We start from the raw sequence: 25,941 nt of genomic DNA on the forward strand, positions 1-25,941 counted from the left end.
GGAAGGGTTATTTACATTTTAAAGGAATAGACATGAAACTCAGCAACATTGCTTCTACTGTTATTGCTACACTGGCCCTGGTCGCGGGTGCCGCTCATGCTGAAGATCCAGCCACGCCGGTAACCGTAAATGGCGGTACCGTGCATTTTAAAGGTGAACTGGTTAATGCTGCTTGTTCAGTAAATACTGATTCTTCCGAGCAGACCGTTAATCTCGGTCAGTATCGTACCGCGAAATTCACCAAAGTGGGCGACACCACCTCTAATATTCCATTCAACATTGAGCTGAATGACTGCGATCCGCTGGTCGCTAAAACCGCTGCGGTTGCCTTCACCGGTCAGATCGACCCAACCGACAAAACCCTGCTGGCCGTGACGTCCGGTAACAACGACAACACCGCAAAAGGCGTGGGTATCGAGATCCTCGACAGCAAATCCAGCGTGCTGACCCCAGACGGTGCGACCTTCTCTGCCGCTCAGACGCTGATTGAAGGGACTAACACCCTGAAATTCACCGCGCGTTATAAATCAACGGCTGCGACCACCGAGCCAGGCCAGGCGAACGCTGACGCCACCTTCGTAATGAAATACGAATAATTCCCTCGCACAAGGATGTTCAGGCCTCAGGGATGAGGCCGTCATACGCAAATGCCAGGAATGAAGGATGACAAGGACTGGAACACTACTGCTGTTAACCCTTGCGATGGCTGGCCCGGCATCGGCACATACCGTGGTGATCGACGGTGGCAAAGTGCATCTTCGCGGGGAGCTGGTAAACGGCGGCTGCGCCGTGGCGCCCGACAGCCAGAATATGCGCATCGACATGGGGCAGTACCGAACCAATTCATTTTCCGGTGTGGGCAGTTTCTCAACGGTTAACGTGCCCTTCACCGTGCGACTGCTGGATTGCAGCGTGGATGTCTCGCGCACCGTAGGGATCCAGTTTCAGGGTGTTACACCAGAGGAAGATCCGCAGGTTTTTCTGGCGACATCGCGGCCAGGCGAAACACCTGTCAGCAGCGGTGTGGGACTGGCGCTTTTTGATGAACAGCAACGTCAGATTATCCCAAATGCAACGGCCGTCAGCTGGTTGCCGGTGAATACCAGCGAGCTCGCATTTCATTTTAGCGCCCGCTATCGCGCTATTTCCGAACACCTCGTGCCAGGCAATATTCAGTCGGATGTCTGGTTTACGTTGATTTATCCATAACACCTGCGAACACATTATTAAAGGTACGGTTTTGATGAATATGCTAATTAAACCAGGACTGATGTTATCGTTTATTTTAATGATGGTTTCTACTTGCGCGAATGCTTCCGGCGGTATTGCGCTGGGGGCCACACGCGTTATTTACCCGGCGGATGCAAAGCAAACGTCGCTGGCGATCACCAACAGCAATAAACAAGAACGCTATTTAATTAACGCGTGGATCGAAAATGCAAACGGGCAGAAGGAGAAAACCTTTGCCGTCACGCCGCCGCTGTTTGTTAGCGAGCCGGACAGTGAAAACACGCTGCGTATTATTTACGCCGGGCCAGCGCTGCCCGCCGATCGCGAGTCGCTCTTTTACATGAACGTGAAGGCGATCCCGTCAGTGAACAAAGCAAAAACAGAAAACAATAACGTGCTGCAGCTGGCGATCCTTTCGCGTATCAAACTGTTTGTACGCCCGAATAATCTGGCGATGCAGCCAGAAGAGGCACTCTCTCAACTGCGTTTTGAGCGCGTTGGTAACCATCTCAAGGTCAGCAATGCGTCTCCTTACTACATCACCCTGGTCAACCTGAAGCTGGGCGGTCAGACGCTGGAGAACCTGATGGTGGCACCGAAAAACTCGGCTCAGCAGGTGCTGCCAGCCGGTGCCAGCGGTACGCTCTCATGGCAGAGCGTGAACGACTACGGTGCCATTACACCGGCGCGTAGCGTCAACCTGTGAGTAGAGACAGGGCGATGAAAAACCATCAGGGACGTTACTGCCCGGTTGCGCTGGCGCTGATGGCCGCGCTCTGGCCCCAGGCTGGCTGGAGCGAAAGCTACTTCAACCCGGCCTTCTTGTCTGACGATACTGCCAGCGTGGCGGATTTGTCGCGTTTTGAACAAGGACACCAGCAGGCACCCGGCGTTTATCGCGTGGATATCTGGCGTAACGATGAGTTTATCGGCACTCAGGACGTGCGTTTTGAGCAGGCTGAGAATACGCCACCGGTGGCGGGCGGTCTGACCCCGTGCATTACGCGCGCGATGCTCGATCGCTTTGGCGTCAACGTTGCGGCGTTTCCCGAACTGGCTAACGTGCAGGGCGAAACCTGCGTTCCGTTGACCACGGCCATTCCCGGCAGCGAAACGGTATTTAACTTTGCCTCACAGCGTCTGAACGTCAGCCTGCCGCAGGTGGCGATGCAAAACAGTGCGCGCGGCTACATCCCGCCCGAACAGTGGGATGAAGGTATTCCCGCCGCCCTGGTGAACTACAGCTTCACGGGCAACCGGGGAAGCGAAGACGACAGCTACTATCTCAACCTGCAGAGCGGGCTGAACTATGGTGCCTGGCGTTTACGTAACAACGGCGCATGGCGTTACACCCAGAATAACGGGCAGCGGCACAGTGAGTGGGAGAATATTGGCACCTGGGCGCAGCGCACCGTTATCCCGCTCAAAAGCGAACTGGTGCTGGGCGACAGCAATACCGGGAATGATGTTTTCGACAGTGTCGGTTTTCGCGGCGGACGACTCTATTCGTCCGACAGCATGTACCCGGACAGCCTGCAGGGCTACGCCCCGACCGTGCGCGGTATTGCCAGGACGCCAGCCAAAGTTGTGGTGCGTCAAAACGGCTACGTTATCTATCAAAGCTACGTTCAGCCTGGTGCCTTTGCTATCACCGATCTTAACCCGACCTCCTCAAGCGGTGACCTGGAGGTGACGGTGGAAGAGAAAGACGGCAGCCAGCAGCGCTACACCGTGCCGTATTCCACCGTCCCGCTGCTGCAGCGAGAAGGGCGCTGGAAATACGATCTCGTGGCGGGGGACTATCGCAGCGGTAACAGCGACCAGGATACGCCGTTCTTCACCCAGGGCACCCTGGTGACCGGTCTTGTCAACGGCTTTACCCTGTATGGCGGTACGCAGCTGGCGTCACGCTATACCGCGCTGGCCGTCGGGGCCGGGAAAAACCTCGGTGACTGGGGCGCGGTATCGGTCGATATCACTCATGCCCGCAGCCAGCTCGCGGACGACAGCAAGCACGAAGGGCAGTCGCTGCGTTTTCTTTATGCCAAATCGCTCAACGGCTTCGGCACCAACTTCCAGCTGCTGGGCTACCGCTACTCCACCAAAGGGTTTTACACCCTGGATGATGTCGCCTGGCGCTCAATGGAAGGCTATCAGTATGCCGATAATCAGGACGGTAACGATGTGCCTGACGTACAGAGTTATCACAACCTGACGTGGAACAAAAAAGGCCGCTTTCAGCTCAACGTCTCTCAGTCACTGGGGGATTACGGCTCGGTCTATATTTCCGGGAGTGAGCAAACCTACTGGGGGACGGACGAAACGAACCTCTGGTATCAGCTGGGTTACGCGGGGGGCGTGAAGGGGATCAACTATTCCGTCTCGTGGTCGTGGAACAAATCCGTCGGGATCGACGGGACTGACCGGATCGCGTCGTTCAACGTCTCCGTGCCGTTTAGCTTGTTTACCCGTCAGGGCTATCGCCGGGACAGCGCGATTGACCGCGCCTACGCCACGGCATCCGCCAGCCGAAACAGTGAGGGTGATACCAGCTGGCAAACCGGCGTCAGCGGCACGCTGCTGGAGGACCGCAACCTGAACTACAGCGTGACCCAGGGACACGCCAGCACCAACGGCTCAAGCGGAAGCGCCAGCGCCAACTGGCAGGCAACCTACGGCACGCTGGGGGTGGGCTACAACTATTCCCGCGATCAGCACGATTTCAACTGGCAGCTCTCCGGCGGGGTGGTCGGCCATGCTGACGGCGTGACCTTTAGCCAGCCGCTGGGCGACACCAACGTGCTGATCAAAGCCCCGGGGGCATCAGGCGTCAGCGTGGAAAACCAGACCGGTGTGAAGACCGACTGGCGCGGCTATGCGGTGATGCCGTATGCCACCGTCTATCGCTATAACCGCGTGGCGCTGGATACCAATACCATGAGCAACAACACCGATATCGAAAATAACGTGAGCAGCGTGGTGCCGACCAAAGGCGCACTGGTGCGCGCCAGCTTTGACACCCGTATTGGCGTGCGTGCCCTGCTGACCGTCACACGTGGTAACCAGCCCGTGCCGTTCGGCGCCGTGGTGCGTGAAACCCAGAGTGGCGTGACCAGCATGGTGGGAGATGACGGGCAAATTTACCTGAGTGGGCTGCCGCTCGAAGGCGAACTGCTGATCCAGTGGGGGAACGGGGCACAGTCCCAGTGCCGTGCGCCTTACAGCTTGCCTGAAAAGAGCCTGCAACAGGCAATCACACTTAAGGGGATCCGCTGTGATTAAAATCCACATTTTTGCTTTATCACTTCTGGCTTTACTGCCCGCGTCACACGCACTGGCGACCGTGTGCGTCAACGAAAATGGCGTGCCGACAGAGGTGTACTACGACCTGACGGATAAATTCAACAGCTCGAATAACCAGGTGGGTCAGATTGTGACCCTCAGCGAAAAATCGCAATGGGTGGGGGTGAATGCCGTCTGCCCGAAGGGCACGACCGGCAATACCACCAGACGCAGCTACGTCACCGATTACCCGATCACCGGGACCAGCGATCGCTACCAGTATCTGAAGCTTAACGACTATCTGGATGGGGCCATGAAAATCACGGACAGCTATGCTGGCGAGTTTTACCCCCCGCAAAACTATATCCAGATGGGGAGCCATCCGAACGTCTCAAAAAACAAACCGTTTGGCGTTAAGGATTCCAACCTGGTTTTCCGTCTTAAGGTGACCCGGCGTTTTATCAACATGGTGGTGATCCCGCGTGCCACGATGTTCCGTGTTTACGTGACTACGACCGCCTCTGACCCGTTAACCACACCGGTCTATACCATCAGCTACAGCGGAACCATTCAGGTACCGCAAAGCTGCGCAATCAATGCCGGTAATGTGGTTGAGTTTGATTTCGGGGACATTGGCGCCTCCTTGTTCAGCAAAGCGGGCGCGGGTAACAAGCCGGAAGGGGTTTCATCGCAGAGTAAAACCATCGCGATTAAATGCACCAACGTAGAGGCGAATGCCATGCTGACGATGCGCGTTGAGGCTGAAAAGGTCTCCAGTAACGCACTGGTATCGGATAACCCGGATGTGGGGTTCATCATTGCCAACGAGAGTGGTACGCCGTTAACGCCTAACAACCTGACGAGCAAAATTCCGTTCCGTCTGGACGACAGCGCGCAGGCGCAGGTGGGGATCCGGGTCTGGCCAGTGAGCGTGACGGGCAATAAGCCCGCGGAAGGGCGCTTTACCTCGCGCGGGTATTTGCGTGTGGATTACGACTAAGGAGCCGATATGCGAAACGGGATCCGTTTTATCACCGTAGCGCTCTTTGCGCTTTGCACACAGGCTCAGGCGGAAACCGCGTTGGGCGAAATTAACATTCAGCTCTACGGCAATATCGTCGATTTTACCTGCATAGCCGAGGGGAACGACAGTGACAAAACCGTCACGCTGGGCACCTGGCCCACGAAGCAGCTCAGCACTACCGGGAGCCGCACGCAGCCCATGCCTTTTACGCTGAAACTGACCGGCTGTCCGCCAGGGGCCGCGTCCATTACGTTTTCCGGTAAAGCTGACGGGAGCAACAACGGGTTGCTGGCACTGAACGACGCCAGCACGGCAAGCCGCGTCGCCGTCGAGATCAGGGATGCGGATAAATCGCGTCTGGATCTCCAGCAGGCCAGCCAGCCGGTCACGGTCGATGCGCAGGGGAATGCGACACTGTCATTTTATGCCAATTATATTGCTACTGCCGATAACCCTCAGCCCGGAAAGGCTGATGCTGATGCGACCTTCATGATTAATTATAATTAGCACTGACCGCACTCCCTGCAGCTCAGATAAACTGCAGGGAGTGAATTCAGGTTATAGCAGTTCGTGTGCTTTAGCGTAATCAATTAATTCCACGATGCTTTGCACCCCCAGCTTGGAATAAATATTGGATTTGTGCGCACTAATGGTCTTGTTGCTTAATAGCAATTGCTCCGCAATTTCCTTATTGGACAGCCCATTCGCCAGATAACGTAATACCGTAACCTCGCGATTCGATAACGGCATATCTGCCAGCTCTCCCTTTCCCGACCCCATATGGTTTATAAAATTCAGCGTCTCCGACGGGAAAAAAGAATAGCCCATCAGGATCATCTCTACGGCGTTGTAGATCTCACCCAAATCTTTTCGTTTACTGACAAAGCCGTTGGCCCCGGCGCGAATGGCACGTCCGGCGTAAAACAGTTCTGATTTAGATGATAAGAAAAGAACCTTAATGTCTTTGTTTAAGTTTTTGATTCTCTTAAGTAAAGCAAAGGCATCTGTGCCCGTAAGTTCAATGTCAAGGATCACCAAATCGATAGGGTGATTGCGGATGCAGTCAAGAACTTCATGGCTATCGCCAGACTTAAGCTTGACGATGATATTCTTATTTTTCTGTAGCAGGACTTCTATCGACATTCTGACGATAGGATGTTCGTCCATAATGATAACGGATGCCGGTTTCATTTTTAATGCCTCAGATTGTTAAAAGCGTTATGTAGAGTTTTGTAAAACTCTCGAAATGCCGGAAGGATATAATGAGCAGATCCCTATACCGTAGTATTTCCCTGGAAAGAGCGAAAGCATCCCTGTTTACGTAATGAAAAGAACTCTGCCTCAGCGCGGTCGTCTCATTTGGCTGGTGTTGGCAAAAAGGTTTTTCTTATTCAATTTTGATACGCATCTTATTATACAGGGTAAGTTTTTTCCGAAAACCCTGTAAATTACGTTCCGCTTATTGGTTTGTATTATCTTCTGGATCTGAATGGCCTCCTTTTTAAATTTAGCGGAATTATCCTGGTATCCCATTTACCGCATCTTTTCATCTTTATGTAATAACAAAAAATAACAGATGTCTCTTTATGTTGCGAAAATGTTAATGAAATGGCATCTCGATTTCAGGCAGGATCTTGAGAAGAGGAGGCGAAAAAGTGCCCTCTCAGGGCCTCAGACCTTCATCTGAAAGTCCTTAAGCGATATCAACGTCGCTCCATCATCGTACAGGAGAACGTGCTGCCAGCTTCGCTTCCCGCTCCTGGTGCGTAAAGGGAAGCTGCTTGTTTTTACATCATTATCATCTCGTTAACGCCTTCTGCATTCACTTAACGGATGGAGGAAAGTGCTGCAGTTGATTCAATCTTTGACATTTCACATGGTTCAAGGCCATAAATTAGGAATAGTTATAAAATCGACTTTATTGTTAATGTTTAACATTAAATTAACATAATTGGTAAGTAAATTCTTAAAGCGCTTTAGGAAATAAGGGGTTAGGACGTAAGTTAAAACGAGCAGTCTGAGAGGTTATTAAGAAGGTGTAACAATTCCTGGCGATGGCTCAGCCCGAGCTTCATCAGGATGCAGCTGAGGCGATAGATAATGCGGCTATAGGGACGATTCTGCAGAAGGGCAATCTGTCGTAACGTCTTGCCACGGGCAAGCTCCTGCAAAATGGGCCATTCGTTGCGCGAGAACCAGTCTCTATCGGAGCCCTGAAGGGGGCGGGGTTCCATCAGGCTGTGCTGAAGCCCTGCTGCGTTCATCTGACGTTCGAGCACATGAAAAGGACCTGCCGCTTTGCAGAAGAGACGCGCGTCATAATTATCAGCCCGGATCAGCAGCCACGGCGTCAGGAAGGGGGGATACAGGCTATGTCTTCTTAACTGATCCAGTTGATCAATCAGCCCCGTGGAACGGCTTTCAATATCCACTACCAGACGGGCCGAGGGCCATTGGCTCTGCGCACCCAGCGCATCGTCCAGCGACGTGAAGTCGCAACAGCTGCTTAGCGGAAACTGCCCATTGAGAAAACCGGAGCGCAAAAAATTGTCCTCCGTTACCAGGATGATAAACGGGGCATCGGTTTTTCGGGGCTGGTTGATGGACTGGCTCAAAAACTCGAGTCGGTCGAAAAAGGGGGGGGCAAAAGGTGAGTGCGTAAATCCCAGTGCATCACTTCCTGTACGCCGCCGCCGGTAACGGCGCACTGTCATTCGCATGGCCTCCCTCCTGGAAATGGCGTGTTAATCCTCCGGCCATGTCCAGGACGGCCAGTAATATCCCTGGCCGAGATCGGCACCCGCCTGCAGTGCCCAGATACGATCGCGTTCAGTCTCAATACCTTCGATGAGTACGCTTCCGGCCAGCTGAAAGCAAAGTGAAACCAGTTTCCTCAGTGCAGGTGTGGCGCGTAAACGCCAGAATGCGTTCTTATCGATTTTGATGCCGTTCAACGGTAATCGACAAAATAAAAACGGCTGAATGATAGTTTCGTCGATATCATCCAGCCAGATAGTGTGTCCCCGTTCCTGAAGTTGCCGCAGGTTGTTAACGACGCTCTGCTTCTGTGCGGCGGAAAGCGTCAGAAAGAGAGGGAGGTCGACAATCTCAATATTCAGCGGCGCGGTTTTCATATTGATGAGCCGCACAAAAGGCGCAGATGCTGTCAACACGGTTATCGGCAGATTAATAAAAAGATTATTGCCGTGCGGGGTATTTTTTAATGCGGCCAGCTGCGCTTCAAGCAGCGTCAAAGACGCGTCTGCCGACTGATGGCGGAAGAAGTCCTCGCTATGCCCGGTGTCGGACAAGACGCTCAGGACCTCCACGCCGACCCGGCGCCGGGCGTTGAGGGCGACGATAGGCTCCAGTTTGATGCCGACGATGTCCTGAGAAATAGACTGTAATCGGGGGAGCGTATCGAACGGGTTTTGCGCTGTCACTCCATTGTCCTGTTGTCTGTCAGCCTCCAGGCGGCCGGGATACCTCGCTCTAGTGTGACGAGCTGACGTTCAGGAAAACAGCAGGCGTTACTTAAATGCAACTAAGCCTTTTCGCAGCGCTAAATTTTAAGGTGAAACAGCGAGAAATGTTGAGAAAATAGCCGTATTTACAATCGGCTAGCGGTAATTGCCTCTGAAAGCGGAAAAGGCATTGACTCACCTGCCATTGACCGTATAATTCTTCGCGTTTCACCGCCGCGAAGTTCACTCTTCTCAGTGCGCCCTTAGCTCAGTTGGATAGAGCAACGGCCTTCTAAGCCGTAGGTCGTAGGTTCGAATCCTACAGGGCGTGCCATTTAGTTTCAGCTGTTAACGCCTCTTCCTCTTCTCACTATTCCCCTTAGATCTGCAACGAGCTCTATTATTTTCCCTTTTCAGATAAATAACCGCTTAATAAATAGAAGCCTAATTAAAATCCATTCGGGCTGGTCTTAATGTTTTCTTAATCTTTAATTAATCCGTTTTTTAAATCTGGATTTTTATCACTTCACTCCCCGCAAAAAAGAAATTTTACACTTTTACGCTTAAACTGGATTGATACTAATTATCATTAGCGTTTTTGTATGCTTTAATCCTGTCCCACAACGCTATGCGTCATTATTCACGTTGCTCTATTAAGGATATGTTCATGAATTCTCGCCTGCTGTCCTGCTTCTCGCTTGCCTTGTTGTCATCATCGCTTTTCCTTTCCACACAATCCGTTGCCGCTGATAACAGCGAAGGCATTGTGGTATACAACGCGCAGCATGAAAACCTGGTGAAGTCGTGGGTTGACGGTTTTACCAAAGAGACCGGCATTAAGGTCACGCTGCGTAACGGCGATGACAGCGAGCTGGGTAACCAGCTGGTTCAGGAAGGCAGCGCATCACCTGCAGACGTATTTCTGACGGAAAACTCGCCGTCCATGGTACTGGTGGATAACGCCAACCTGTTTGCCCCGCTGGATGCAGACACCCTGAAGCAGGTACCGGCAGAGTACCGCCCGGCGCATGGCCGCTGGATCGGCATTGCCGCCCGCAGCACCGTATTCGTCTATAACCCGGCAAAACTGAGCGAACAGCAGCTGCCTAAGTCGCTGATGGATCTGGCCAAACCCGAGTGGAAAGGCCGCTGGGCGGCATCACCGTCAGGCGCGGATTTCCAGGCCATCGTGAGCGCAATGCTGGCGCTTAAAGGCGAAAAAGCCACGCTGGAATGGCTGAAGGCGATGAAAGCGAATTTCGTTGCCTATAAAGGCAACAGCACCGTGATGAAAGCCGTCAACGCCGGCCAGATTGATGGCGGGGTGATTTATCACTACTACCGTTTTGTCGATCAGTCCAAAACGGGTGAGAACAGCAAAAACACCAAACTCTACTACTTCAAACACCAGGATCCGGGCGCGTTCGTCAGCCTTTCCGGTGGTGGCGTGCTGGCGTCCAGCAAACACAAAGCGCAGGCCCAGGCATTCATCAAATACATTACCGGTAAAGAGGGCCAGGAAAGCCTGCGCACCAACAATGCCTTTGAATATGCGGTGGGCGTGAACGCGGCCTCTAACCCGAAACTGGTCCCGCTGAACGATCTGGATGCACCGAAAGTTGAACCTTCAACGCTCAACAGTAAAAAAGTTATCGAGCTGATGACGCAAGCCGGTCTGCTGTGATCCTGAGAGTGAAGTGAAGGTCTTATGTCTGGTCTGAGTCTCGACCTCGGCAAAAACAGCGTGCGGGAGCCTGGCCGCAGGCGTCCCGCACTGCCGATGGTAGCGTTAGCTGTCCTTTTTTCTTTACTGGCACTTCTGCCCCTGGGTTTTATCATTGCCATAGGCGTTGAGACGGGCTGGGAAACGATTAGGGCGCTGGTATTTCGCCCACGTGTTGCTGAACTGCTCAGCAACACGCTGTGGCTGACGGCGCTGGCGGTACCGCTGTGTATCGTGACAGGCGTGGCGATCGCCTGGCTCACGGAGCGCACGCAGCTTGCCGGGCGAGGGATCTGGTCCGCGCTGGCGGTCGCCCCACTGGCGATCCCCGCGTTTGTGCAAAGCTATGCCTGGGTGAGCGTGGTTCCCTCGATGCATGGCCTTTCCGCGGGCGTGTTCCTCTCCGTTTTAGCTTACTATCCGTTTATTTATATGCCGGTTGCGGCGGTGCTGCGTCGTCTTGACCCGACGCTGGAAGATGTGGCCGCCTCGCTCGGCACCCCACCGTGGCGGGTCTTTTTCCGCGTGGTGCTGCCGCAGCTAAAACTGGCTATCTGCGGCGGCGCGCTGCTGGTGGCGCTGCACCTGCTGGCGGAATACGGTCTGTACGTGATGATCCGTTTTGATACCTTCACAACGGCCATCTATGACCAGTTTCAGTCCACCTTCAGCGGCCCGGCAGCGAACATGCTGGCGGGCGTATTGGCCTTATGCTGCCTGGCGATCTTAGTGCTGGAAGGCGTGACGCGCGGGAAAGCGCGCTATGCACGCATTGGCGCTGGCGCGGCACGTGAACAGAAACGCTGGCCGCTGAAGCCTGCGGCGGCTGCGCTGGGACAGCTGTTTTTCCTCGCGCTGGTCATTCTGGCGCTGGGCGTGCCGTTACTTGTCCTGTGCCGCTGGATTTGGCTCGGCGGCGTGCAAAACTGGATGAACGCCGATCTCTGGCACTCCCTGCGCCAGACGCTGATGCTCGGCGTGGGCGGAGCGCTCCTGACGACGGCGTGCGTCATCCCCATCGCGTGGCTTGGGATCCGCTATCCGCACCGTATTTTCCGGATGCTGGAAGGGTGCATCTATATCACCAGTTCGCTGCCGGGCATTGTCACCGCGCTGGCGCTGGTCACGGTCACTATTCATTACGCTCGCCCCATTTATCAGACGGAAATCACCCTGTTCCTGGCCTATCTGCTGATGTTTATGCCCCGCGCGCTCATTAACCTGCGGGCAGGGATTGCCCAGTCGCCGGTGGAGCTGGAAAACGTGGCGCGCAGCCTGGGCAGCACGCCTGCGAAAGCGCTCTGGAGCGTTACCCTGCGGCTGGCCGCACCGGGCGCTGCGGCAGGCGCCGCGCTGGTATTCCTTGGCGTCAGCAACGAATTGACCGCCACGCTGCTGCTCTCGCCGTTGGGAACCCGCACGCTCTCCACCGGATTCTGGGCGCTGACCAGTGAAATTGATTATGTGGCCGCCGCGCCCTACGCAATGCTGATGATCCTGATCTCACTCCCGCTGACCGCCATTCTCTATATGCAGTCGAAAAAAATTGCAGGGCTATGACATGCTTGAATTAACCGCCATTTCAAAATCGTTTTCGGACGTGCAGGTGCTCGACAGCTTAAACCTGAGCGTTGCGCCGGGGAGCCGCACGGCGATTGTCGGCCCCTCCGGGTCGGGAAAAACCACGCTGCTGCGTATTCTCGCCGGGTTTGAGACGCCGGATACCGGCCGCATCGTCATGCAGGGAAAAACGCTGTTTGATGAAAATCATGTTGTTCCTGCTCACCTGCGCGGGATCGGTTATGTGCCCCAGGAGGGCGCGCTGTTCCCCCATCTCAACGTGGCAGATAACATTGCCTGGGGGCTGGACGGTACCCGCCATGAGAAGCGCCAGCGCGTTGAGGTGCTGATGGAGATGGTCTCTCTCGACAGGCAGCTCGCGACGCACTGGCCCCATGAGATTTCCGGCGGACAGCAGCAGCGCGTGGCGCTTGCCCGTGCGCTGGCCCAGCGTCCTTCGCTGATGCTGCTGGATGAACCGTTCTCGGCGCTGGATACCGGCTTGCGCGCCATGACGCGTAAAGCAACGGCCGATCTGCTGGCGGAAGCGGGCGTGGCCTCAATTCTGGTCACCCACGATCAGAACGAAGCGTTGTCTTTTGCCACGCAGGTTGCCGTGATGCGCTCTGGCCGCTTCACGCAGGTGGGTACGCCTTATGACGTCTATACCCGTCCCGTTGACGAAGAGACGGCGCTGTTTCTTGGCGGTGCCGTGATCCTGCCTGCTCGGCTCGCTGGCGGTTACGCCGTGTGTGCACTGGGCGAGGTGCCGACGGACAATCCGCATGCAACAGGAGAGGGCCGGGTAATGATGCGTCCTGAACAATTGCGCGTGACGGCATGTGCGCCTCATGAAAGCCCGGTCTCCATTCTTGATGTCGACTTCACCGGTCAGCTGTCTACGCTGACGCTGGGATTAGCGGGGCATGAACAGCCCGTTATCCTCAGGACCGTCAGTCAGCCGGGCTGGCACCCGGGCGCGGCGGTACGCATTGATGTGACGGGCACTGCGCGCGTTTTATAATCGTAACCACCCCAAAACGGGGTGGTTGTTCCCCATCGTCCTCATTACCTCCCTTCATGAACGCGTGACGCTTGCCAATGCATAGATAATGCGTATAGTTCTCATTTGCATTGAAGTTAATACATTCTAAGGCCCGACAACGGGTCATTTTTTCGCGCACTTTCAAATGAGTTAACGATGGACAACACCAAAATACACAAAACGCTGCTGGCGCTCGCCATTGGGGCGGTGACACATTCCGTCCAGGCGGCGGATGATAAAAAAGAAGATACGCTTGTTGTGCAGGCTGCACCTGCCAGTGACTTTAAACCCGGCGGCGACCAGCTGGTCCCGGCCTTTCTTGACGGGCAAGTGGCGAACGGCGGGCGCATGGGGATGCTGGGCCAGCAGAACGCCATGGACGTGCCGTTTAACATCATCAGCTACACCTCGAAGCTGGTGGAAGATCAGCAGGCGAAAACCATCGCTGACGTGGTCGCCAACGATGCGGGCGTGCAGTACGTTCAGGGGTACGGTAACAGCGCTGAGACCTACCGCATTCGCGGCCTGAAGTTTGACGGCGACGACATGACGTTTGGCGGGCTGTCCGGCGTACTGCCGCGTCAGGTGGTGGATGCGCAGATGGTTGACCGCATTGAGATCTTCAAAGGCGCCAACGCGCTGATGAACGGCGCGGCAAGCTCTGGCGTGGGCGGGATGATCAATCTTGAGCCGAAACATGCGGGCGATACCCCGCAGGCAAAAGTGGGCGTGGATTACACCTCAGATTCGCAGTTTGGCACCACGCTGGATGCAGGCCGTCGCTTTGGTGACAGCGACCAGTTCGGCGCGCGCGTGAACCTGGTCCACCGTGAAGGGGAAACCGGCGTACCGAACGACCGTCGCCGCACCACGCTGCTCTCCACCGGTCTCGATTACAATGGCGACCGTTTCCGCACCTCGCTGGACCTGGGCTATCAGAAGAAAACCTTCCACGGCAGCCCGACCAGCGTCAACATCTCGGCGGTGGATTTCGTGCCTGAACCGCCGAAAAACGATCGTAACTTCTCCCAGAAGTGGGCCTACAGCAACATCGAAAACGAATTTGGGATGTGGCGCAGCGAATACGACATCACCGATAACTGGACCGCCTATACCGGCCTGGGCGCGCAGCACGCGCACGAAGAAGGGATCTACAGCGCGCCGAAGCTGCTGGACAAAAGCGGCAAAGCCACGGTCAGCCGTCTGGATACTAACCGCATCAGCGATTCCGTTAGCGGCATGGCGGGCATTCGCGGGAATTTCAATACCGGCTTTGTGTCGCACAAGGTGAACGTCGGCTACTCGGCGACGACCAAAAACGAAAAAATCGCGTGGAAAATGTCGGCGACGAAGGATAACCCGACCACCAACATCTACCACAACACCGGCGTTGATATGCCGGACAGCTCCAACTTCAATGGATCAGGTGGCAAATACAGCGATCCGCTGACCAGCGGGCGCACCCGTACTCAGGGCTGGCTGCTGAGCGATACGCTGGGCGTTCTGGACGACAAGCTGCTGTTCACCGCGGGGGCGCGTCATCAGAAAGTGGTCATCCGCGGGTATAACAAAATTACCGGTGCGGAAAACGACGCGGACGGCTTCGACGGTAGCCGCTGGATGCCAACCTACGGCGTGGTTTATAAGCCGTGGGAGCAGATTTCCCTTTACGCCAACCACACCGAAGCGCTGCAGCCGGGAAAAACCGCGCCGGACACCGCCACCAACTACGGTCAAAGCACCGGTATTGTTCACTCTAAACAGAATGAAGTCGGCTTGAAGGCAGACTTTGGACGCGTGGGCGGCTCTCTGGCGCTGTTTGAGATCAAAATGCCATCGGCGATCCTCGACGATGACAATCACTACGGCCTGGACGCTGAACAGCGTAACCGTGGCGTAGAGCTCAACGTTTTTGGCGAGCCCATGCTCGGGATGCGCCTGAACGCCAGCGCCACCTGGCTGCAGGCCGAGCTGACCAAAACCAAAAACGGCGTGAATCAAGGCAACGATGCGATTGGCGTGCCGAACTTCTATGCCGTGCTGGGGGCAGAGTACGACATCAAGCCAGTTGACGGCCTGACCGCCACCGCACGCGTGAACCACTCGGGCACGCAGTATGCCGATCTCGCAAACAGCAAAAAGCTGGACAGCTATACCACGCTGGATCTGGGCATGCGCTACCGCTTCGCGCTAAACCACAATGCAAACCAGATGACCGTGCGCGCAGGCATCGACAACGTGACCAATGAAAACTACTGGGCCAGCGTGGACGATTCCGGTACCTACATCACTCAGGGCGAACCGCGAACCTTTAAGGTCTCGGTGGGCTACGAGTTCTAAGCGTTCCACCTCGTTATCCGGGGCAGGGACGCCCCAATCCCGCCGTTATCCTGTTATAAAATTGTAACAAAAGCTTCTTACACTGTTCGCCAACTCCTTACCTCTTGGCCAATGACAGGAAGCCGCTATGGGCAGACCCCTCAAATCCGTTTTTAAAAAAGAACATCGCGACGACATCACTAACCGCAGCGCTAATCCGGTTTTCTCCGAGGTTGCAGAGGTTTTCCTCTCCCGCCGTCGTTTTCTCCAGATGGGCGCCGTAGCGGGTGCTGCCGTTTCCTTTCCCTTTTTGATCAAACCTGAGAGCGCCATTGCCGCGGTATCGAAGCCGTCCGCGCTGGCAAAAGCGGTGTCGCTTGGGTTTACCAGTATTCCCGTTTCCACGGACGATACGGTGAGGGTGCCGGAAGGTTATATTGCCCGCCCGTTTTATCGCTGGGGTGACCCGACGGGCATCAAAGACCACATGCCGGCATTTAAGCCGGATGCCAGCAACACGACCGACGAACAGGCCGTGCAGGCGGGGATGCACCACGACGGTATGGCGTGGTTTAGCCTGCCGCAGGGGGAGCAAAACCCGGAACATGGTCTGCTGGCGCTGAACCATGAATACATCGATAACGGGATGCTGTTTACGGACGGTATGGCGAACTGGAACCTCGACAAAGCCCGCAAGGGGCAGAACGCGATGGGCGTGTCGGTGGTGGAAGTGAAAAAAGCGGGCAGCGACTGGGAGGTGGTTCGCCCGTCTTCTTATGCCCGCCGTATCACCGTCAATACGCCGATGCAGCTTACCGGCCCGGCGCGGCATCAGCCCCTGATGAAAACCGCCGCCGACCCGCAGGGGGAGCGCGTGCTGGGCACCATGCAAAACTGCGCCAACGGCCACACGCCGTGGGGCACCTACCTCACCTGCGAGGAGAACTGGTCGGATATTTTTGTCAAAAAAGCCGATCTCAATCCGCTCGAAAAACGCTACGGCATCAGCGACAGCGACGAATCTTACCGCTGGAACGAGGTGGATGAGCGGTTTAGCGTCGATAAAACGCCTAACGAGCCTAACCGGTTCGGCTGGGTGGTAGAGATTGACCCCTACGACCCGACCTCCACACCGCGCAAGCACACCGCACTTGGCCGCTTCAAGCACGAGGGGGCCGCCGTTACGCTCGCCGCCGATAATCGCGTGGTGGTCTATATGGGGGACGATCAGAAGTTTGAGTACATTTATAAATTCGTCTCTGACAAAAAATACGATCCTGCGAACCGTGAGGCCAATATGCAGCTGCTGACCTCGGGTACGCTGTATGTTGCCAGGTTCAATGAAGAGGGAAGCGGCGACTGGCTGCCGCTGATCTTCGGGCAGAATGGCCTGGATAAAAGCCACGGTTTTGAAAACCAGGGCGATCTGCTGATTAAAACCCGCCTGGCGGCTGACGTGGTGGGGGCGACGAAAATGGATCGCCCGGAGTGGATAGCCGTCGATCCGCACGCCAGCGGCAGCGTCTACTGTACGCTCACCAACAACAGCGATCGCGGTAAAGAGGGGAAAGCCCCGGTCGATGCCGCCAACCCGCGTGCTAATAACGTGTTTGGTCATATTATGCACTGGCACGAAGAGGGGGCCGATCCTGCCGCCGCACGCTTTACATGGGATATTCTGGTCATGGGCGGGCGCACAGACAGCGACGATCCGAAGGCCAAAGGCTCTATGCAGGGCGCGGCATTCGGCAGCCCGGATGGTCTGTCGTTCGATCATCAGGGCGTTCTGTGGATTCAGACCGACGTCTCTTCCAGCACGATCAACAAAAAAGCGTATGAGGGGATGGGCAATAACCAGATGGTGGCCACCATTCCGGGCAGCAATGAGTTTCGTCGTTTCCTGACGGGCCCGCGTGGGTGTGAAATCACCGGTATTGCGTTTACGCCGGACAACCGGACGCTGTTTATCAATATTCAGCATCCGGGAGAGGGCGGGGATGATATTACCGACCCGGCCAATCCGCGTGCCGTCTCTAACTGGCCGGACGCCAGCCCGAACGGACGCCCGCGTTCGTCAACGGTGGTGATCGTCAAAGCGGACGGCGGGATCATCGGGTCGTGACGTTAATCCGCCGGGCGCATGCGCTGGCCCGGCGTTAAACTTGCTACCACCAGCATGAAGTGTTAAAACGTGCCCCTTCTAAAAAAGAGACAGGGGTAGGGCGTGAAAGACGCGTCATCCGCTTCAGGCCATGGTAGCGCTGAAGCCTCGTCGGATCAGAATCCGACGCTGCAACGTGGTTTGCAAAATCGACATATTCAGTTAATTGCCCTCGGCGGCGCGATTGGTACCGGGTTGTTTCTCGGCATCGGCCCCGCCATTCAAATGGCTGGTCCTGCGGTACTGCTGGGATACGGCATCGCCGGGATTATCGCCTTCCTGATCATGCGCCAGCTCGGCGAAATGGTCGTTGAAGAGCCGGTGTCAGGCTCCTTCGCACACTTTGCTTACAAATACTGGGGCCCGTTTGCAGGCTTCCTCTCCGGCTGGAACTACTGGGTGATGTTCGTGCTGGTGGGGATGGCCGAACTGACCGCCGCAGGCATCTACATGCAGTACTGGCTCCCGGATGTCCCGACGTGGATCTGGGCGGCGGCCTTTTTCATCATCATTAATGCCGTTAACCTCGTCAATGTGCGCCTGTATGGCGAAACCGAGTTCTGGTTTGCGCTGATCAAGGTACTGGCGATTATCGGGATGATCGGCTTTGGCCTGTGGCTGCTGTTCTCCGGTCACGGCGGCGAGCGGGCAACCATTGATAACCTCTGGCAGCACGGCGGCTTTCTGGCAACCGGCTGGAAAGGACTGGTTCTCTCTCTGGCGGTGATCATGTTCTCCTTCGGCGGGCTGGAGCTGATTGGTATTACCGCTGCCGAAGCGCGCGACCCGCATAAAAGTATCCCAAAAGCGGTCAACCAGGTGGTGTACCGTATTCTGCTGTTTTACATCGGCTCGCTGGTGGTTCTGCTGGCGCTCTATCCATGGGTGGAAGTGAAATCTGACAGCAGTCCGTTCGTGATGATTTTCCACGATCTGAACAGCAATGTGGTAGCGTCGGCGCTGAACTTCGTCATTCTGGTGGCGTCGCTTTCGGTCTATAACAGTGGCGTTTACTCCAACAGCCGTATGCTGTTTGGCCTTTCCGTACAGGGGAATGCGCCGAAGTTCCTCACCCGCGTCAGCCGTCGCGGTGTGCCGATTAATTCCTTGTTCCTTTCCGGCGCGATTACGTCATTAGTGGTGCTGATCAACTACCTGCTGCCGAAAGCGGCATTTGGCCTGCTGATGGCGCTGGTTGTCGCCACGCTGCTGCTGAACTGGATCATGATCTGCCTGGCGCACCTGCGCTTCCGTGCGGCGATGCGACGCAAGGGACGCGAGACGCAGTTTAAAGCGCTGCTCTACCCGGCAGGGAACTATATCTGTATCGCGTTCCTGGGGCTAATTCTGGTGCTGATGTGCACGATGGATGAGATGCGTCTCTCAGCGATGCTGCTGCCAGTGTGGGTGGTGTTCCTGTTTATTGCGTTTAAATTATCCCGTAAAAAGTAGCACGTTTTTCGCCCGGTGGCGCTTCGCTTACCGGGCCTACATGTCCGGGGCCATTATTATTTTGTAGGCCGGGTCAGGCGAAGCCGCCACCCGGCTTTGAATGTGCAATATCAAATCTGAAACGCTATTCGTTTCCCATTCGGTAACGTCACATCAATGCTCATTTCACCGCCGAGCGCACTGACATAGCGTTTGAGTGTTGAAAGCCGGGGATCGTTTCCCGGCTGTTCGATTTTTGCCACAGTTGGTTGTTTTACCCCCATTGCCGCGGCCAGTTCTGTCTGCGAAATATTGAGCTCTTCCCGCAGTTGGTTCAGGGCAACAATTCTGCGTATTACATCAACTTTAGCCGCAATACGCTCCTGACTTTCCGCACTCTGTTGTGCCATGAGTTCTTTTAGCGTTGCCATATGGCCTCCTTATCCGCCAGATGTCTGCTGTACTCAACGTCAGCCAGCGTAATCATTTCGTTATAAAACCGTTTTTGATTGCAACCGGTTTTGTCTCCAGCACAGAGCACAATTGCCTTACGGTCAGGATCAAAAGCAAAAAAAGCTCTGATGGGATTTCCCGCATGTTGAATCCGTAATTCCTTCATGTTCGCATAGGCTGAAGCCTTCACGGTATCTACGTATGGCCGCCCAAGCGTTGGGCCAAACTCAGCAAGAATATGCATCATCGCTAGCACATCTTCTTTTAATGCTGTTGTTTGTTCGAAGTACCATTGATCAAATATGTCCGTTGTCTCGACATTCCACATCGTTTCTCCTTTAGCTTCCTCGCTATATTATTTTATAGCCTTTAGGCTATAGTGACAATCAGAACGCCTCGTTTTGTCATACATCGACCTTTATCGTGACCCCCCTCCCAATTCTGTTTCGATCCACAGGATCTTTATTTTGTAATCGATTACTTTTTATTTGCTGTCATTTGTAATCGATTACTTTTTCCGGGTGAGGCTTATCATGGTGTCAACTGAAAGTAGTGAAAAGGCGATAACACAGCACCGGCTGCTGGTGCCGCGTCTGTCGTTGATGATGTTTCTGCAGTTTTTCATCTGGGGTAGCTGGTCAGTCACGCTTGGCCTGGTGATGACCCGGCACAACATGTCTCTGTTAATTGGCGATGCGTTCTCCGCCGGGCCCATCGCCTCCATTCTCTCGCCGTTTGTGCTCGGCATGCTGGTGGATCGTTTCTTTGCCTCGCAGAAGGTGATGGCGGTGATGCACCTGGCGGGCGCGGCAATCCTCTGGTTCGTGCCGGGGGCGCTGATTGCCGAAAACGGCGCGCTGCTGATTGGCCTGCTGTTTGGTTACACGCTCTGCTATATGCCAACGCTGGCGCTGACCAACAACATCGCATTTCACAGCCTGGCGAACGTGGATAAAACTTTCCCGGTGGTGCGCGTGTTCGGCACCATCGGCTGGATCGTGGCGGGAATTTTCATCGGCGTGACCGGCGTGGCGTCCAGCGTCACCATCTTCCAGGTGGCGGCAGCCAGCTCCCTGCTGCTCGCACTCTACAGCCTGACGCTGCCGCACACGCCAGCGCCAGCGAAAGGGCTACCGGTGCAGGTGCGCGATCTCTTTTGTGCCGATGCCTTTGCGCTACTCAAAACCCGCCATTTCTTTGTCTTCTCCGTCTGCGCGATGCTGATCTCCGTCCCGCTTGGCACCTATTACGCCTATACCGCCTCGTATCTGGCGGATGCCGGTATTGCAGACGTCAGCACCGCCATGTCCTTCGGGCAGATGTCAGAGATCTTCTTCATGCTGGTCATTCCGCTGCTGTTCCGCCGTCTGGGGGTGAAAGTCATGCTGCTGATCGGCATGCTGGCGTGGTTCGTGCGTTATGCCATGTTTGCGCTGGGCGTCAGCGAGGAAGGACGCATCCTGTTGTACCTGGGGATCCTGCTGCACGGCGTCTGCTACGATTTCTTCTTCGTCGTCGGCTTTATCTACACCGACCGCGTGGCGGGTGAAAAGGTGAAAGGACAGGCGCAAAGCATGATTGTCATGTTCACCTACGGCATCGGCATGCTGCTGGGCTCTCAGATTTCCGGCGCGCTTTATAACCGTCTGGTGGCCGGGCAGACCGTGCCGCAGGCATGGGTGACATTCTGGTGGATCCCGGCGGTGGCTGCCGCGGCGATCGCGCTGATTTTCCTTCTCACGTTCAGGTATGACGATGACAAGGCGTAATGTTCAGGAGGGGTTATGAGGACGATGAAAGGACCGGGCATTTTTCTGTCGCAATTTATTGGCGAGAAAGCGCCGTTCAACACGCTCGACGGACTGGCAGGCTGGGCGGCGGCGAAGGGTTACAAAGCGGTGCAGATCCCCTGCAATCATCCGCACATTTTTGATGTCGAAAAAGCGGCAGAGAGCCAGGCCTACTGCGATGACATTACCGGCAAGCTGGGCGCGCACGGGCTGGTCATCAGCGAGCTGTCGACCCATCTGGAGGGGCAGCTTGTGGCGGTAAACGAGGTCTACAGCGACGCGTTTGACCACTTCGCCCCCGCCGCCGTGCGCGGTAATGATACGGCTCGTCGGGCATGGGCAACGGAAAAGCTAAAGCAGGCGGCAGTCGCCTCAGCCAGACTCGGCCTGAAAGCGCACGCCACCTTCTCTGGCTCGCTGGCGTGGCCGTTTTTCTATCCATGGCCGCCGCATAACGAGCAGCGTTTTCAGGCGGCATTCGAGGAGCTGGCAAACCGCTGGCGACCGATTCTGGATACCTTTGACGAACAGGGCGTGGACGTCTGTTTTGAGTTGCATCCGGGCGAAGACTTGCACGACGGCGTGAGCTTTGAGCGTTTTCTGGCGCTTCTGGATAATCACCCGCGCTGCAATATCCTTTACGACCCGAGCCACATGCTGTTACAGCAGATGGATTACCTGACCTTCATCGACATTTACCACGCGCGCATCAAAGCCTTCCACGTCAAAGATGCCGAGTTCCGTCCTAATGGGCGCAGCGGCGTGTACGGTGGTTACCAGCCGTGGATCAACCGCGCCGGGCGCTTCCGTTCGCTCGGCGACGGACAGATCGACTTCAAAGGCATTTTCAGCAAGCTGACCCAGTACGATTATGACGGCTGGGCGGTGCTGGAGTGGGAGTGCTGCCTGAAAGACGGTGATACCGGCGCAAGTGAGGGAAGCGAGTTTATCCGCCGCCACATCATCCCCGTATCCGGGCGTGCGTTTGATGACTTCGCGGCAGGGGGCAGCCATGATTAATGTCGGGATTGTCGGCAGCGGGTTTATCGGCCCGGCGCATATCGAGGCGCTGCGGCGTCTCGGGTTTGTGCAGGTGGTGGCGCTCTGCGACGGCACGCTTGCCAGCGCGCAGGAAAAAGCACGCCAGCTTAACGTGCCCCACGCCTGCGCCAGCGTGGCGGAACTGCTCGCACTTCCTGACCTGCACGTGGTGCACAACTGCACGCCCAATCATCTGCACGCGGAGATTAACCGTCAGATCCTGCGCGCGGGAAAACATGTCTTTTCTGAAAAACCGCTCTGCATGACGTCGGACGAGGCGCGTGACCTGGTGGCGCGGGCGGAGCAGGCTGGCGTGGTGCACGGCGTGAGCTTTGTCTATCGCCAGTTTGCGATGGTGCGCCAGGCGGCGAGCATGATGCGCGCGGGCAGCCTCGGGCGGCTATTCGCCTCACACGGCAGTTATTTACAGGACTGGATGCTGCTGGAAACCGACTACAACTGGCGGGTGGATGCCGCGCTTGGCGGGGCTTCGCGCGCGGTGGCGGATATCGGCTCCCACTGGTGCGATACGGTGCAATTTGTGACCGGCAGGCGCATTACCGAGGTCATGGCCGATCTCTCCATCGTCTGGCCGACGCGTAAGGCCAGCATGGGCGGTCATCAGACCTTCTCCCACGATGAGGCGGCGGCGTATACCAACACACCGGTCAGTACCGAAGACTTCGGCTCAGTGCTGTTCCGCTTTGACGATGGCAGCAAAGGTTGCTTTAGCGTCTCGCAGGTGAGCGCCGGGCGTAAAAACCGCCTGACGTTTGAGATTAACGGCAGCGAGCAGTCAGTGGCGTGGGATCAGGAGGTGCCGCAACAGCTGTGGATCGGCCATCGCGCGCTGGCAAATCAGACGCTCACCGATGATCCGGGCCTGATGAACCCTGACGTGGCCAGCAGCGCACACTTCCCCGGCGGGCACATCGAAGGCTGGCCTGACGCCTTTAAAAATATGATGATGCAGTTCTACCGCGCCGTGCGGGCGGGAGCGATGCCGGAGGCGCCGCAGTTTGCGACCTTCCACGATGGCGCAAACGTGATGTATATCATTGATGCCATAGTGAAAAGCCATCAGCAGCAGCGTTGGGTACGCGTGGCGCAATGACGTGTTGCCCGGTTCGCCGGGCAACAAATTTATGGTAGCCTGCACAAAACGCTAACCGCAGGATGTGTCGTCGCTATGTCAATTCAGAAAATCGCTCAGCTGGCCGGGGTCTCCGTGGCAACGGTCTCCCGCGTGCTCAATAACAGCGACACCGTGAAGGCAAAAAACCGCGAGCGCGTCCTGCAGGCCATCAAAGAGAGCAACTACCAGCCTAATTTACTGGCCCGTCAGTTACGTACTGCCCGGAGCTATATGATCCTGGTGATGGTCTCAAACATTGCCAACCCGTTCTGCGCCGAAGTGGTGAAGGGCATCGAAGAAGAGGCGGAGAAAAACGGCTATCGGATCCTGCTGTGTAACTCCGGGTCGGACATCGAACGTTCCCGTTCGGGCTTGAGCCTGCTGTCGGGCAAAATCGTCGACGGCATTATCACCATGGACGCTTTCTCAAAGCTGCCGGAACTGGCCGCGCTGATTGGCTCCGCACCGTGGGTGCAGTGTGCCGAATATGCCGATGCCGGCGCGGTTTCCTGCGTGGGGATTAACGACGTTGATGCGTCGCAGCATGCCGTCAGCCAGCTTGCCGACGGTGGACGCAAACGCATCGCGATGATCAACCACGACCTGAGCTATAAATATGCCCGTCTGCGCGAGCGCGGCTATAAGAGCGTGATCCACCTGAAAGATCTGGAGTATCAGGCGGTTGAATACGCCAGCGATCTCAGCTTCCGCGCCGGGATGGTGGCGATGCAAAATCTGTTGCAGGATAATCCACCGGATGCGGTGTTTGCCGTCTCCGATACGCTGGCGGCGGGCGCGCTGCGCGCCATTCAGCAGGCCGGGCTGCGGGTGCCGGAGGATATTGCTGTTGTGGGATTTGACGGTACCGAGCTGGCGGACATGATTTCGCTGACCACCATCGAACAGCCGTCGCGGGATATCGGGCGCAAGGCGGTCGACCTGCTCTTAAATAAAATCGACAACCCCGAGGCGCCCACGGAAAGAGTGATGATGGACTGGCGCTTTATTTCCCGCGCCAGTACCTGATTATTGGGCTATAACCCCTGCCAGGGAGCGAATATCGTTCCCGGTAGGTGACTGATGAATACGCAGACCAAACTCCTCCACCACCGCAAAAATATGATCGAAGATGTCAGCCTGAATCTCCTCATATTCTGCCCAGATCACCGTATTGGTGAAAGCGTATATTTCAATCGGCAGGCCGTTGGCATCCGGTGCCAGCTGACGCACCATTAACGTCATATCTTTGCGAATGCGCGGGTGGTTACGCAGATATTCATTCAGGTAGGCGCGGAAGGTACCAATATTGGTCATTTTGCGCAGGTCTAATACCGATTCACCTTCGCCATTTTTCTGATTCCACAGGCTAATTTCCTCATGTCGCGCGGCCAGATAGGGCTTGAGCAGTTTCGCCTGAATCAGCTTCTGCTGCTCCTGCTCGTCCAGGAAGTGAATGCTGGTGGTATCGATATTCAGGCTGCGCTTAATGCGTCGGCCGCCGGAGGCTGACATGCCGCTCCAGTTGATAAAGGCGTCAGAGACCAGCGCCCACGTTGGGATCGTGGTGATGGTGTTATCGAAGTTGCGCACTTTAACGGTGGTCAGGCCGATGTCCGTAACCGTGCCGTTGGCACCGTATTTCGGCATCTCCAGCCAGTCGCCAAGCTTGAGCATGTCGTTGGCGGAAAGCTGGATCCCGGCGACCAGTCCCAGTATCGGGTCTTTAAAGACCAGCATCAGAACGGCGGCCATAGCACCCAGGCCGCTAATCAAAATGGCCGGTGACTGACCGATCAGCAGAGAGATAATTAAGATCCCCACCAGAATCGCGCTCACCAGCTTGATGCCCTGGAAGATCCCTTTCAGCGGCAGCTGTGAGGCGGTCGCCATTTTCTGCGACAGATTGAATATGACGTCCAGCAGCGAGAAGAAGGAGAGCAGGGCATACACCATCACCCACAGCTTCGCGCAGGTGGTGAGCATTTCTGCCGCTTCGCTCCCTTTTTGCAGCCAGAGAACGGCCTGAACGTTGACGATTATCCCCTGAAGGGTAAATGCCAGACGGTGAAATAATTTATTCTGGGTAATGATCTGCAACCATAAATGGCTGCTGGCCCGGGCGCGTTTCTCGAATGCGCGCAGCACGACTTTGTGCAGAATAAAATGAACGATGATGGCAGTAAGAAAAATAATACCAAAGATAATCACTAAAGAGGTGGTGTGATTAATTTCAATGCCTAACTCTTCAACCTGAGCAATTAATTCCTGCATAACGTCTCCTGT

At 55.7% G+C, this 25,941-nt stretch carries 22 protein-coding genes and 1 tRNA gene; 17 read left to right on the forward strand and 6 right to left on the reverse strand.

The window, feature by feature from the left end; all coding sequences use genetic code 11:
- Window positions 1-32 precede the first annotated feature (32 nt).
- From fimA to sfmF, 6 genes are all read left to right on the forward strand, one after another.
- Window positions 33-596, forward strand: a complete 564-nt coding sequence (fimA, locus tag L3068_RS05300; RefSeq protein WP_014882842.1) for a type 1 fimbrial major subunit FimA — start codon at window positions 33-35, stop codon at window positions 594-596.
- 67 nt (window positions 597-663) lie between these two features.
- A complete protein-coding gene (fimI, locus tag L3068_RS05305; protein WP_014882843.1) occupies window positions 664-1,209 on the forward strand; it encodes a type 1 fimbrial protein subunit FimI in 546 nt (181 codons plus the stop codon).
- 34 nt (window positions 1,210-1,243) lie between these two features.
- The gene (gene fimC, locus L3068_RS05310) at window positions 1,244-1,936 is read left to right on the forward strand and encodes a type 1 fimbria chaperone FimC (RefSeq protein WP_014882844.1); all 693 of its coding nucleotides are present in this window, start codon (window positions 1,244-1,246) and stop codon (window positions 1,934-1,936) included.
- Window positions 1,937-1,950: 14 nt separating this feature from the next.
- Window positions 1,951-4,512: a fimbrial biogenesis usher protein gene (locus tag L3068_RS05315; protein WP_045135508.1), complete on the forward strand. Its 2,562-nt coding sequence runs from the start codon at window positions 1,951-1,953 to the stop codon at window positions 4,510-4,512.
- On the forward strand, window positions 4,505-5,512 hold the full coding sequence (gene fimH / locus L3068_RS05320) for a type 1 fimbria D-mannose specific adhesin FimH (RefSeq protein WP_023332274.1): 1,008 nt from the start codon (window positions 4,505-4,507) through the stop codon (window positions 5,510-5,512). Before L3068_RS05315 ends, fimH begins: the two co-directional genes overlap by 8 nt.
- A 9-nt stretch (window positions 5,513-5,521) precedes the next feature.
- A complete protein-coding gene (gene sfmF, locus L3068_RS05325) occupies window positions 5,522-6,043 on the forward strand; it encodes a fimbria assembly protein (protein ID WP_117581129.1) in 522 nt (173 codons plus the stop codon).
- 51 nt (window positions 6,044-6,094) lie between these two features.
- Here the strand turns inward: sfmF and fimZ are convergent, their stop codons facing one another.
- The 3 genes from fimZ to L3068_RS05340 all read right to left on the reverse strand — a co-directional run bounded on the left by fimZ (window position 6,095) and on the right by L3068_RS05340 (window position 8,979).
- Window positions 6,095-6,727 carry a fimbria biosynthesis transcriptional regulator FimZ gene (gene fimZ, locus L3068_RS05330; RefSeq protein ID WP_014882848.1) on the reverse strand — a complete coding sequence of 211 codons (633 nt, stop codon included), beginning with the start codon at window positions 6,725-6,727 and terminating at the stop codon, window positions 6,095-6,097.
- A gap of 812 nt (window positions 6,728-7,539) precedes the next feature.
- The gene (locus L3068_RS05335; RefSeq protein WP_014882850.1) at window positions 7,540-8,256 is read right to left on the reverse strand and encodes a helix-turn-helix transcriptional regulator; all 717 of its coding nucleotides are present in this window, start codon (window positions 8,254-8,256) and stop codon (window positions 7,540-7,542) included.
- Window positions 8,257-8,280: 24 nt separating this feature from the next.
- Complete coding sequence (locus tag L3068_RS05340; RefSeq protein ID WP_117581123.1) at window positions 8,281-8,979, reverse strand: EAL domain-containing protein; 699 nt, start codon at window positions 8,977-8,979, stop codon at window positions 8,281-8,283.
- A 278-nt stretch (window positions 8,980-9,257) separates the two neighbouring features.
- Between L3068_RS05340 and L3068_RS05345 the strand changes: the two genes are divergently transcribed.
- The 7 genes from L3068_RS05345 (at window position 9,258) to pheP (ending at window position 19,260) form a co-directional block, all read left to right on the forward strand.
- Window positions 9,258-9,334 (forward strand) — tRNA-Arg (locus tag L3068_RS05345).
- A gap of 333 nt (window positions 9,335-9,667) precedes the next feature.
- A complete protein-coding gene (locus tag L3068_RS05350; protein ID WP_014882857.1) occupies window positions 9,668-10,684 on the forward strand; it encodes an iron ABC transporter substrate-binding protein in 1,017 nt (338 codons plus the stop codon).
- A 24-nt stretch (window positions 10,685-10,708) separates the two neighbouring features.
- Window positions 10,709-12,283 carry an ABC transporter permease gene (locus L3068_RS05355; RefSeq protein WP_181969311.1) on the forward strand — a complete coding sequence of 525 codons (1,575 nt, stop codon included), beginning with the start codon at window positions 10,709-10,711 and terminating at the stop codon, window positions 12,281-12,283.
- A gap of 1 nt (window position 12,284) precedes the next feature.
- Complete coding sequence (locus L3068_RS05360; RefSeq protein ID WP_117581121.1) at window positions 12,285-13,307, forward strand: ABC transporter ATP-binding protein; 1,023 nt, start codon at window positions 12,285-12,287, stop codon at window positions 13,305-13,307.
- 177 nt (window positions 13,308-13,484) lie between these two features.
- Entirely contained in the window at window positions 13,485-15,668 is a 2,184-nt protein-coding gene (locus tag L3068_RS05365; RefSeq protein WP_117581118.1) for a TonB-dependent receptor, read from the forward strand.
- Window positions 15,669-15,795: 127 nt separating this feature from the next.
- Complete coding sequence (locus tag L3068_RS05370) at window positions 15,796-17,769, forward strand: PhoX family protein (protein ID WP_117581116.1); 1,974 nt, start codon at window positions 15,796-15,798, stop codon at window positions 17,767-17,769.
- Window positions 17,770-17,871: 102 nt separating this feature from the next.
- Window positions 17,872-19,260 (forward strand): phenylalanine transporter, encoded by a 1,389-nt coding sequence (gene pheP, locus L3068_RS05375; protein ID WP_014882862.1) that lies wholly within the window; start codon window positions 17,872-17,874, stop codon window positions 19,258-19,260.
- 110 nt (window positions 19,261-19,370) lie between these two features.
- Here pheP and L3068_RS05380 read toward each other — a convergent pair whose 3' ends face one another.
- Together L3068_RS05380 and L3068_RS05385 are read right to left on the reverse strand one after the other, a co-directional pair.
- A complete protein-coding gene (locus L3068_RS05380; protein WP_014882863.1) occupies window positions 19,371-19,670 on the reverse strand; it encodes a helix-turn-helix domain-containing protein in 300 nt (99 codons plus the stop codon).
- Window positions 19,658-20,020 carry a type II toxin-antitoxin system RelE/ParE family toxin gene (locus L3068_RS05385; RefSeq protein WP_045281668.1) on the reverse strand — a complete coding sequence of 121 codons (363 nt, stop codon included), beginning with the start codon at window positions 20,018-20,020 and terminating at the stop codon, window positions 19,658-19,660. Before L3068_RS05385 ends, L3068_RS05380 begins: the two co-directional genes overlap by 13 nt.
- 205 nt (window positions 20,021-20,225) lie before the next feature.
- On the opposite strand from L3068_RS05385, the gene L3068_RS05390 reads away from it, so the two are divergent.
- The 4 genes from L3068_RS05390 to L3068_RS05405 all read left to right on the forward strand — a co-directional run bounded on the left by L3068_RS05390 (window position 20,226) and on the right by L3068_RS05405 (window position 24,684).
- Complete coding sequence (locus L3068_RS05390) at window positions 20,226-21,461, forward strand: MFS transporter (protein ID WP_023332295.1); 1,236 nt, start codon at window positions 20,226-20,228, stop codon at window positions 21,459-21,461.
- A gap of 15 nt (window positions 21,462-21,476) precedes the next feature.
- Window positions 21,477-22,502 carry a sugar phosphate isomerase/epimerase family protein gene (locus L3068_RS05395; protein ID WP_032637265.1) on the forward strand — a complete coding sequence of 342 codons (1,026 nt, stop codon included), beginning with the start codon at window positions 21,477-21,479 and terminating at the stop codon, window positions 22,500-22,502.
- Window positions 22,495-23,637 carry a Gfo/Idh/MocA family protein gene (locus L3068_RS05400; protein WP_117581114.1) on the forward strand — a complete coding sequence of 381 codons (1,143 nt, stop codon included), beginning with the start codon at window positions 22,495-22,497 and terminating at the stop codon, window positions 23,635-23,637. The genes L3068_RS05395 and L3068_RS05400 overlap by 8 nt, the downstream gene beginning before the upstream one ends.
- Window positions 23,638-23,712: 75 nt before the next feature.
- Window positions 23,713-24,684 (forward strand): LacI family DNA-binding transcriptional regulator, encoded by a 972-nt coding sequence (locus tag L3068_RS05405; protein WP_014882868.1) that lies wholly within the window; start codon window positions 23,713-23,715, stop codon window positions 24,682-24,684.
- Here the strand turns inward: L3068_RS05405 and L3068_RS05410 are convergent, their stop codons facing one another.
- Complete coding sequence (locus L3068_RS05410) at window positions 24,685-25,929, reverse strand: mechanosensitive ion channel family protein (protein ID WP_014882869.1); 1,245 nt, start codon at window positions 25,927-25,929, stop codon at window positions 24,685-24,687.
- Window positions 25,930-25,941 lie beyond the last annotated feature (12 nt).

This window comes from Enterobacter cloacae complex sp. ECL414 (assembly GCF_021869685.1).
GTDB lineage: Bacteria > Pseudomonadota > Gammaproteobacteria > Enterobacterales > Enterobacteriaceae > Enterobacter > Enterobacter kobei.

Bases quoted from the DNA above. Each gene is read 5' to 3' on its own strand.
- sfmF (WP_117581129.1), top strand. From the start codon at position 5,522: ATGCGAAACGGGATCCGTTTTATCACCGTAGCGCTCTTTGCGCTTTGC.
- L3068_RS05400 (WP_117581114.1), top strand. From the start codon at position 22,495: ATGATTAATGTCGGGATTGTCGGCAGCGGGTTTATCGGCCCGGCGCAT.
- L3068_RS05385 (WP_045281668.1), bottom strand. From the start codon at position 20,020: ATGTGGAATGTCGAGACAACGGACATATTTGATCAATGGTACTTCGAA.
- L3068_RS05315 (WP_045135508.1), top strand. From the start codon at position 1,951: ATGAAAAACCATCAGGGACGTTACTGCCCGGTTGCGCTGGCGCTGATG.
- L3068_RS05410 (WP_014882869.1), bottom strand. From the start codon at position 25,929: ATGCAGGAATTAATTGCTCAGGTTGAAGAGTTAGGCATTGAAATTAAT.
- fimZ (WP_014882848.1), bottom strand. From the start codon at position 6,727: ATGAAACCGGCATCCGTTATCATTATGGACGAACATCCTATCGTCAGA.
- L3068_RS05355 (WP_181969311.1), top strand. From the start codon at position 10,709: ATGTCTGGTCTGAGTCTCGACCTCGGCAAAAACAGCGTGCGGGAGCCT.
- L3068_RS05390 (WP_023332295.1), top strand. From the start codon at position 20,226: ATGGTGTCAACTGAAAGTAGTGAAAAGGCGATAACACAGCACCGGCTG.
- fimI (WP_014882843.1), top strand. From the start codon at position 664: ATGACAAGGACTGGAACACTACTGCTGTTAACCCTTGCGATGGCTGGC.
- L3068_RS05350 (WP_014882857.1), top strand. From the start codon at position 9,668: ATGAATTCTCGCCTGCTGTCCTGCTTCTCGCTTGCCTTGTTGTCATCA.
- fimA (WP_014882842.1), top strand. From the start codon at position 33: ATGAAACTCAGCAACATTGCTTCTACTGTTATTGCTACACTGGCCCTG.
- L3068_RS05365 (WP_117581118.1), top strand. From the start codon at position 13,485: ATGGACAACACCAAAATACACAAAACGCTGCTGGCGCTCGCCATTGGG.
- L3068_RS05370 (WP_117581116.1), top strand. From the start codon at position 15,796: ATGGGCAGACCCCTCAAATCCGTTTTTAAAAAAGAACATCGCGACGAC.
- L3068_RS05335 (WP_014882850.1), bottom strand. From the start codon at position 8,256: ATGCGAATGACAGTGCGCCGTTACCGGCGGCGGCGTACAGGAAGTGAT.
- L3068_RS05395 (WP_032637265.1), top strand. From the start codon at position 21,477: ATGAGGACGATGAAAGGACCGGGCATTTTTCTGTCGCAATTTATTGGC.
- fimC (WP_014882844.1), top strand. From the start codon at position 1,244: ATGAATATGCTAATTAAACCAGGACTGATGTTATCGTTTATTTTAATG.
- L3068_RS05380 (WP_014882863.1), bottom strand. From the start codon at position 19,670: ATGGCAACGCTAAAAGAACTCATGGCACAACAGAGTGCGGAAAGTCAG.
- L3068_RS05360 (WP_117581121.1), top strand. From the start codon at position 12,285: ATGCTTGAATTAACCGCCATTTCAAAATCGTTTTCGGACGTGCAGGTG.
- L3068_RS05405 (WP_014882868.1), top strand. From the start codon at position 23,713: ATGTCAATTCAGAAAATCGCTCAGCTGGCCGGGGTCTCCGTGGCAACG.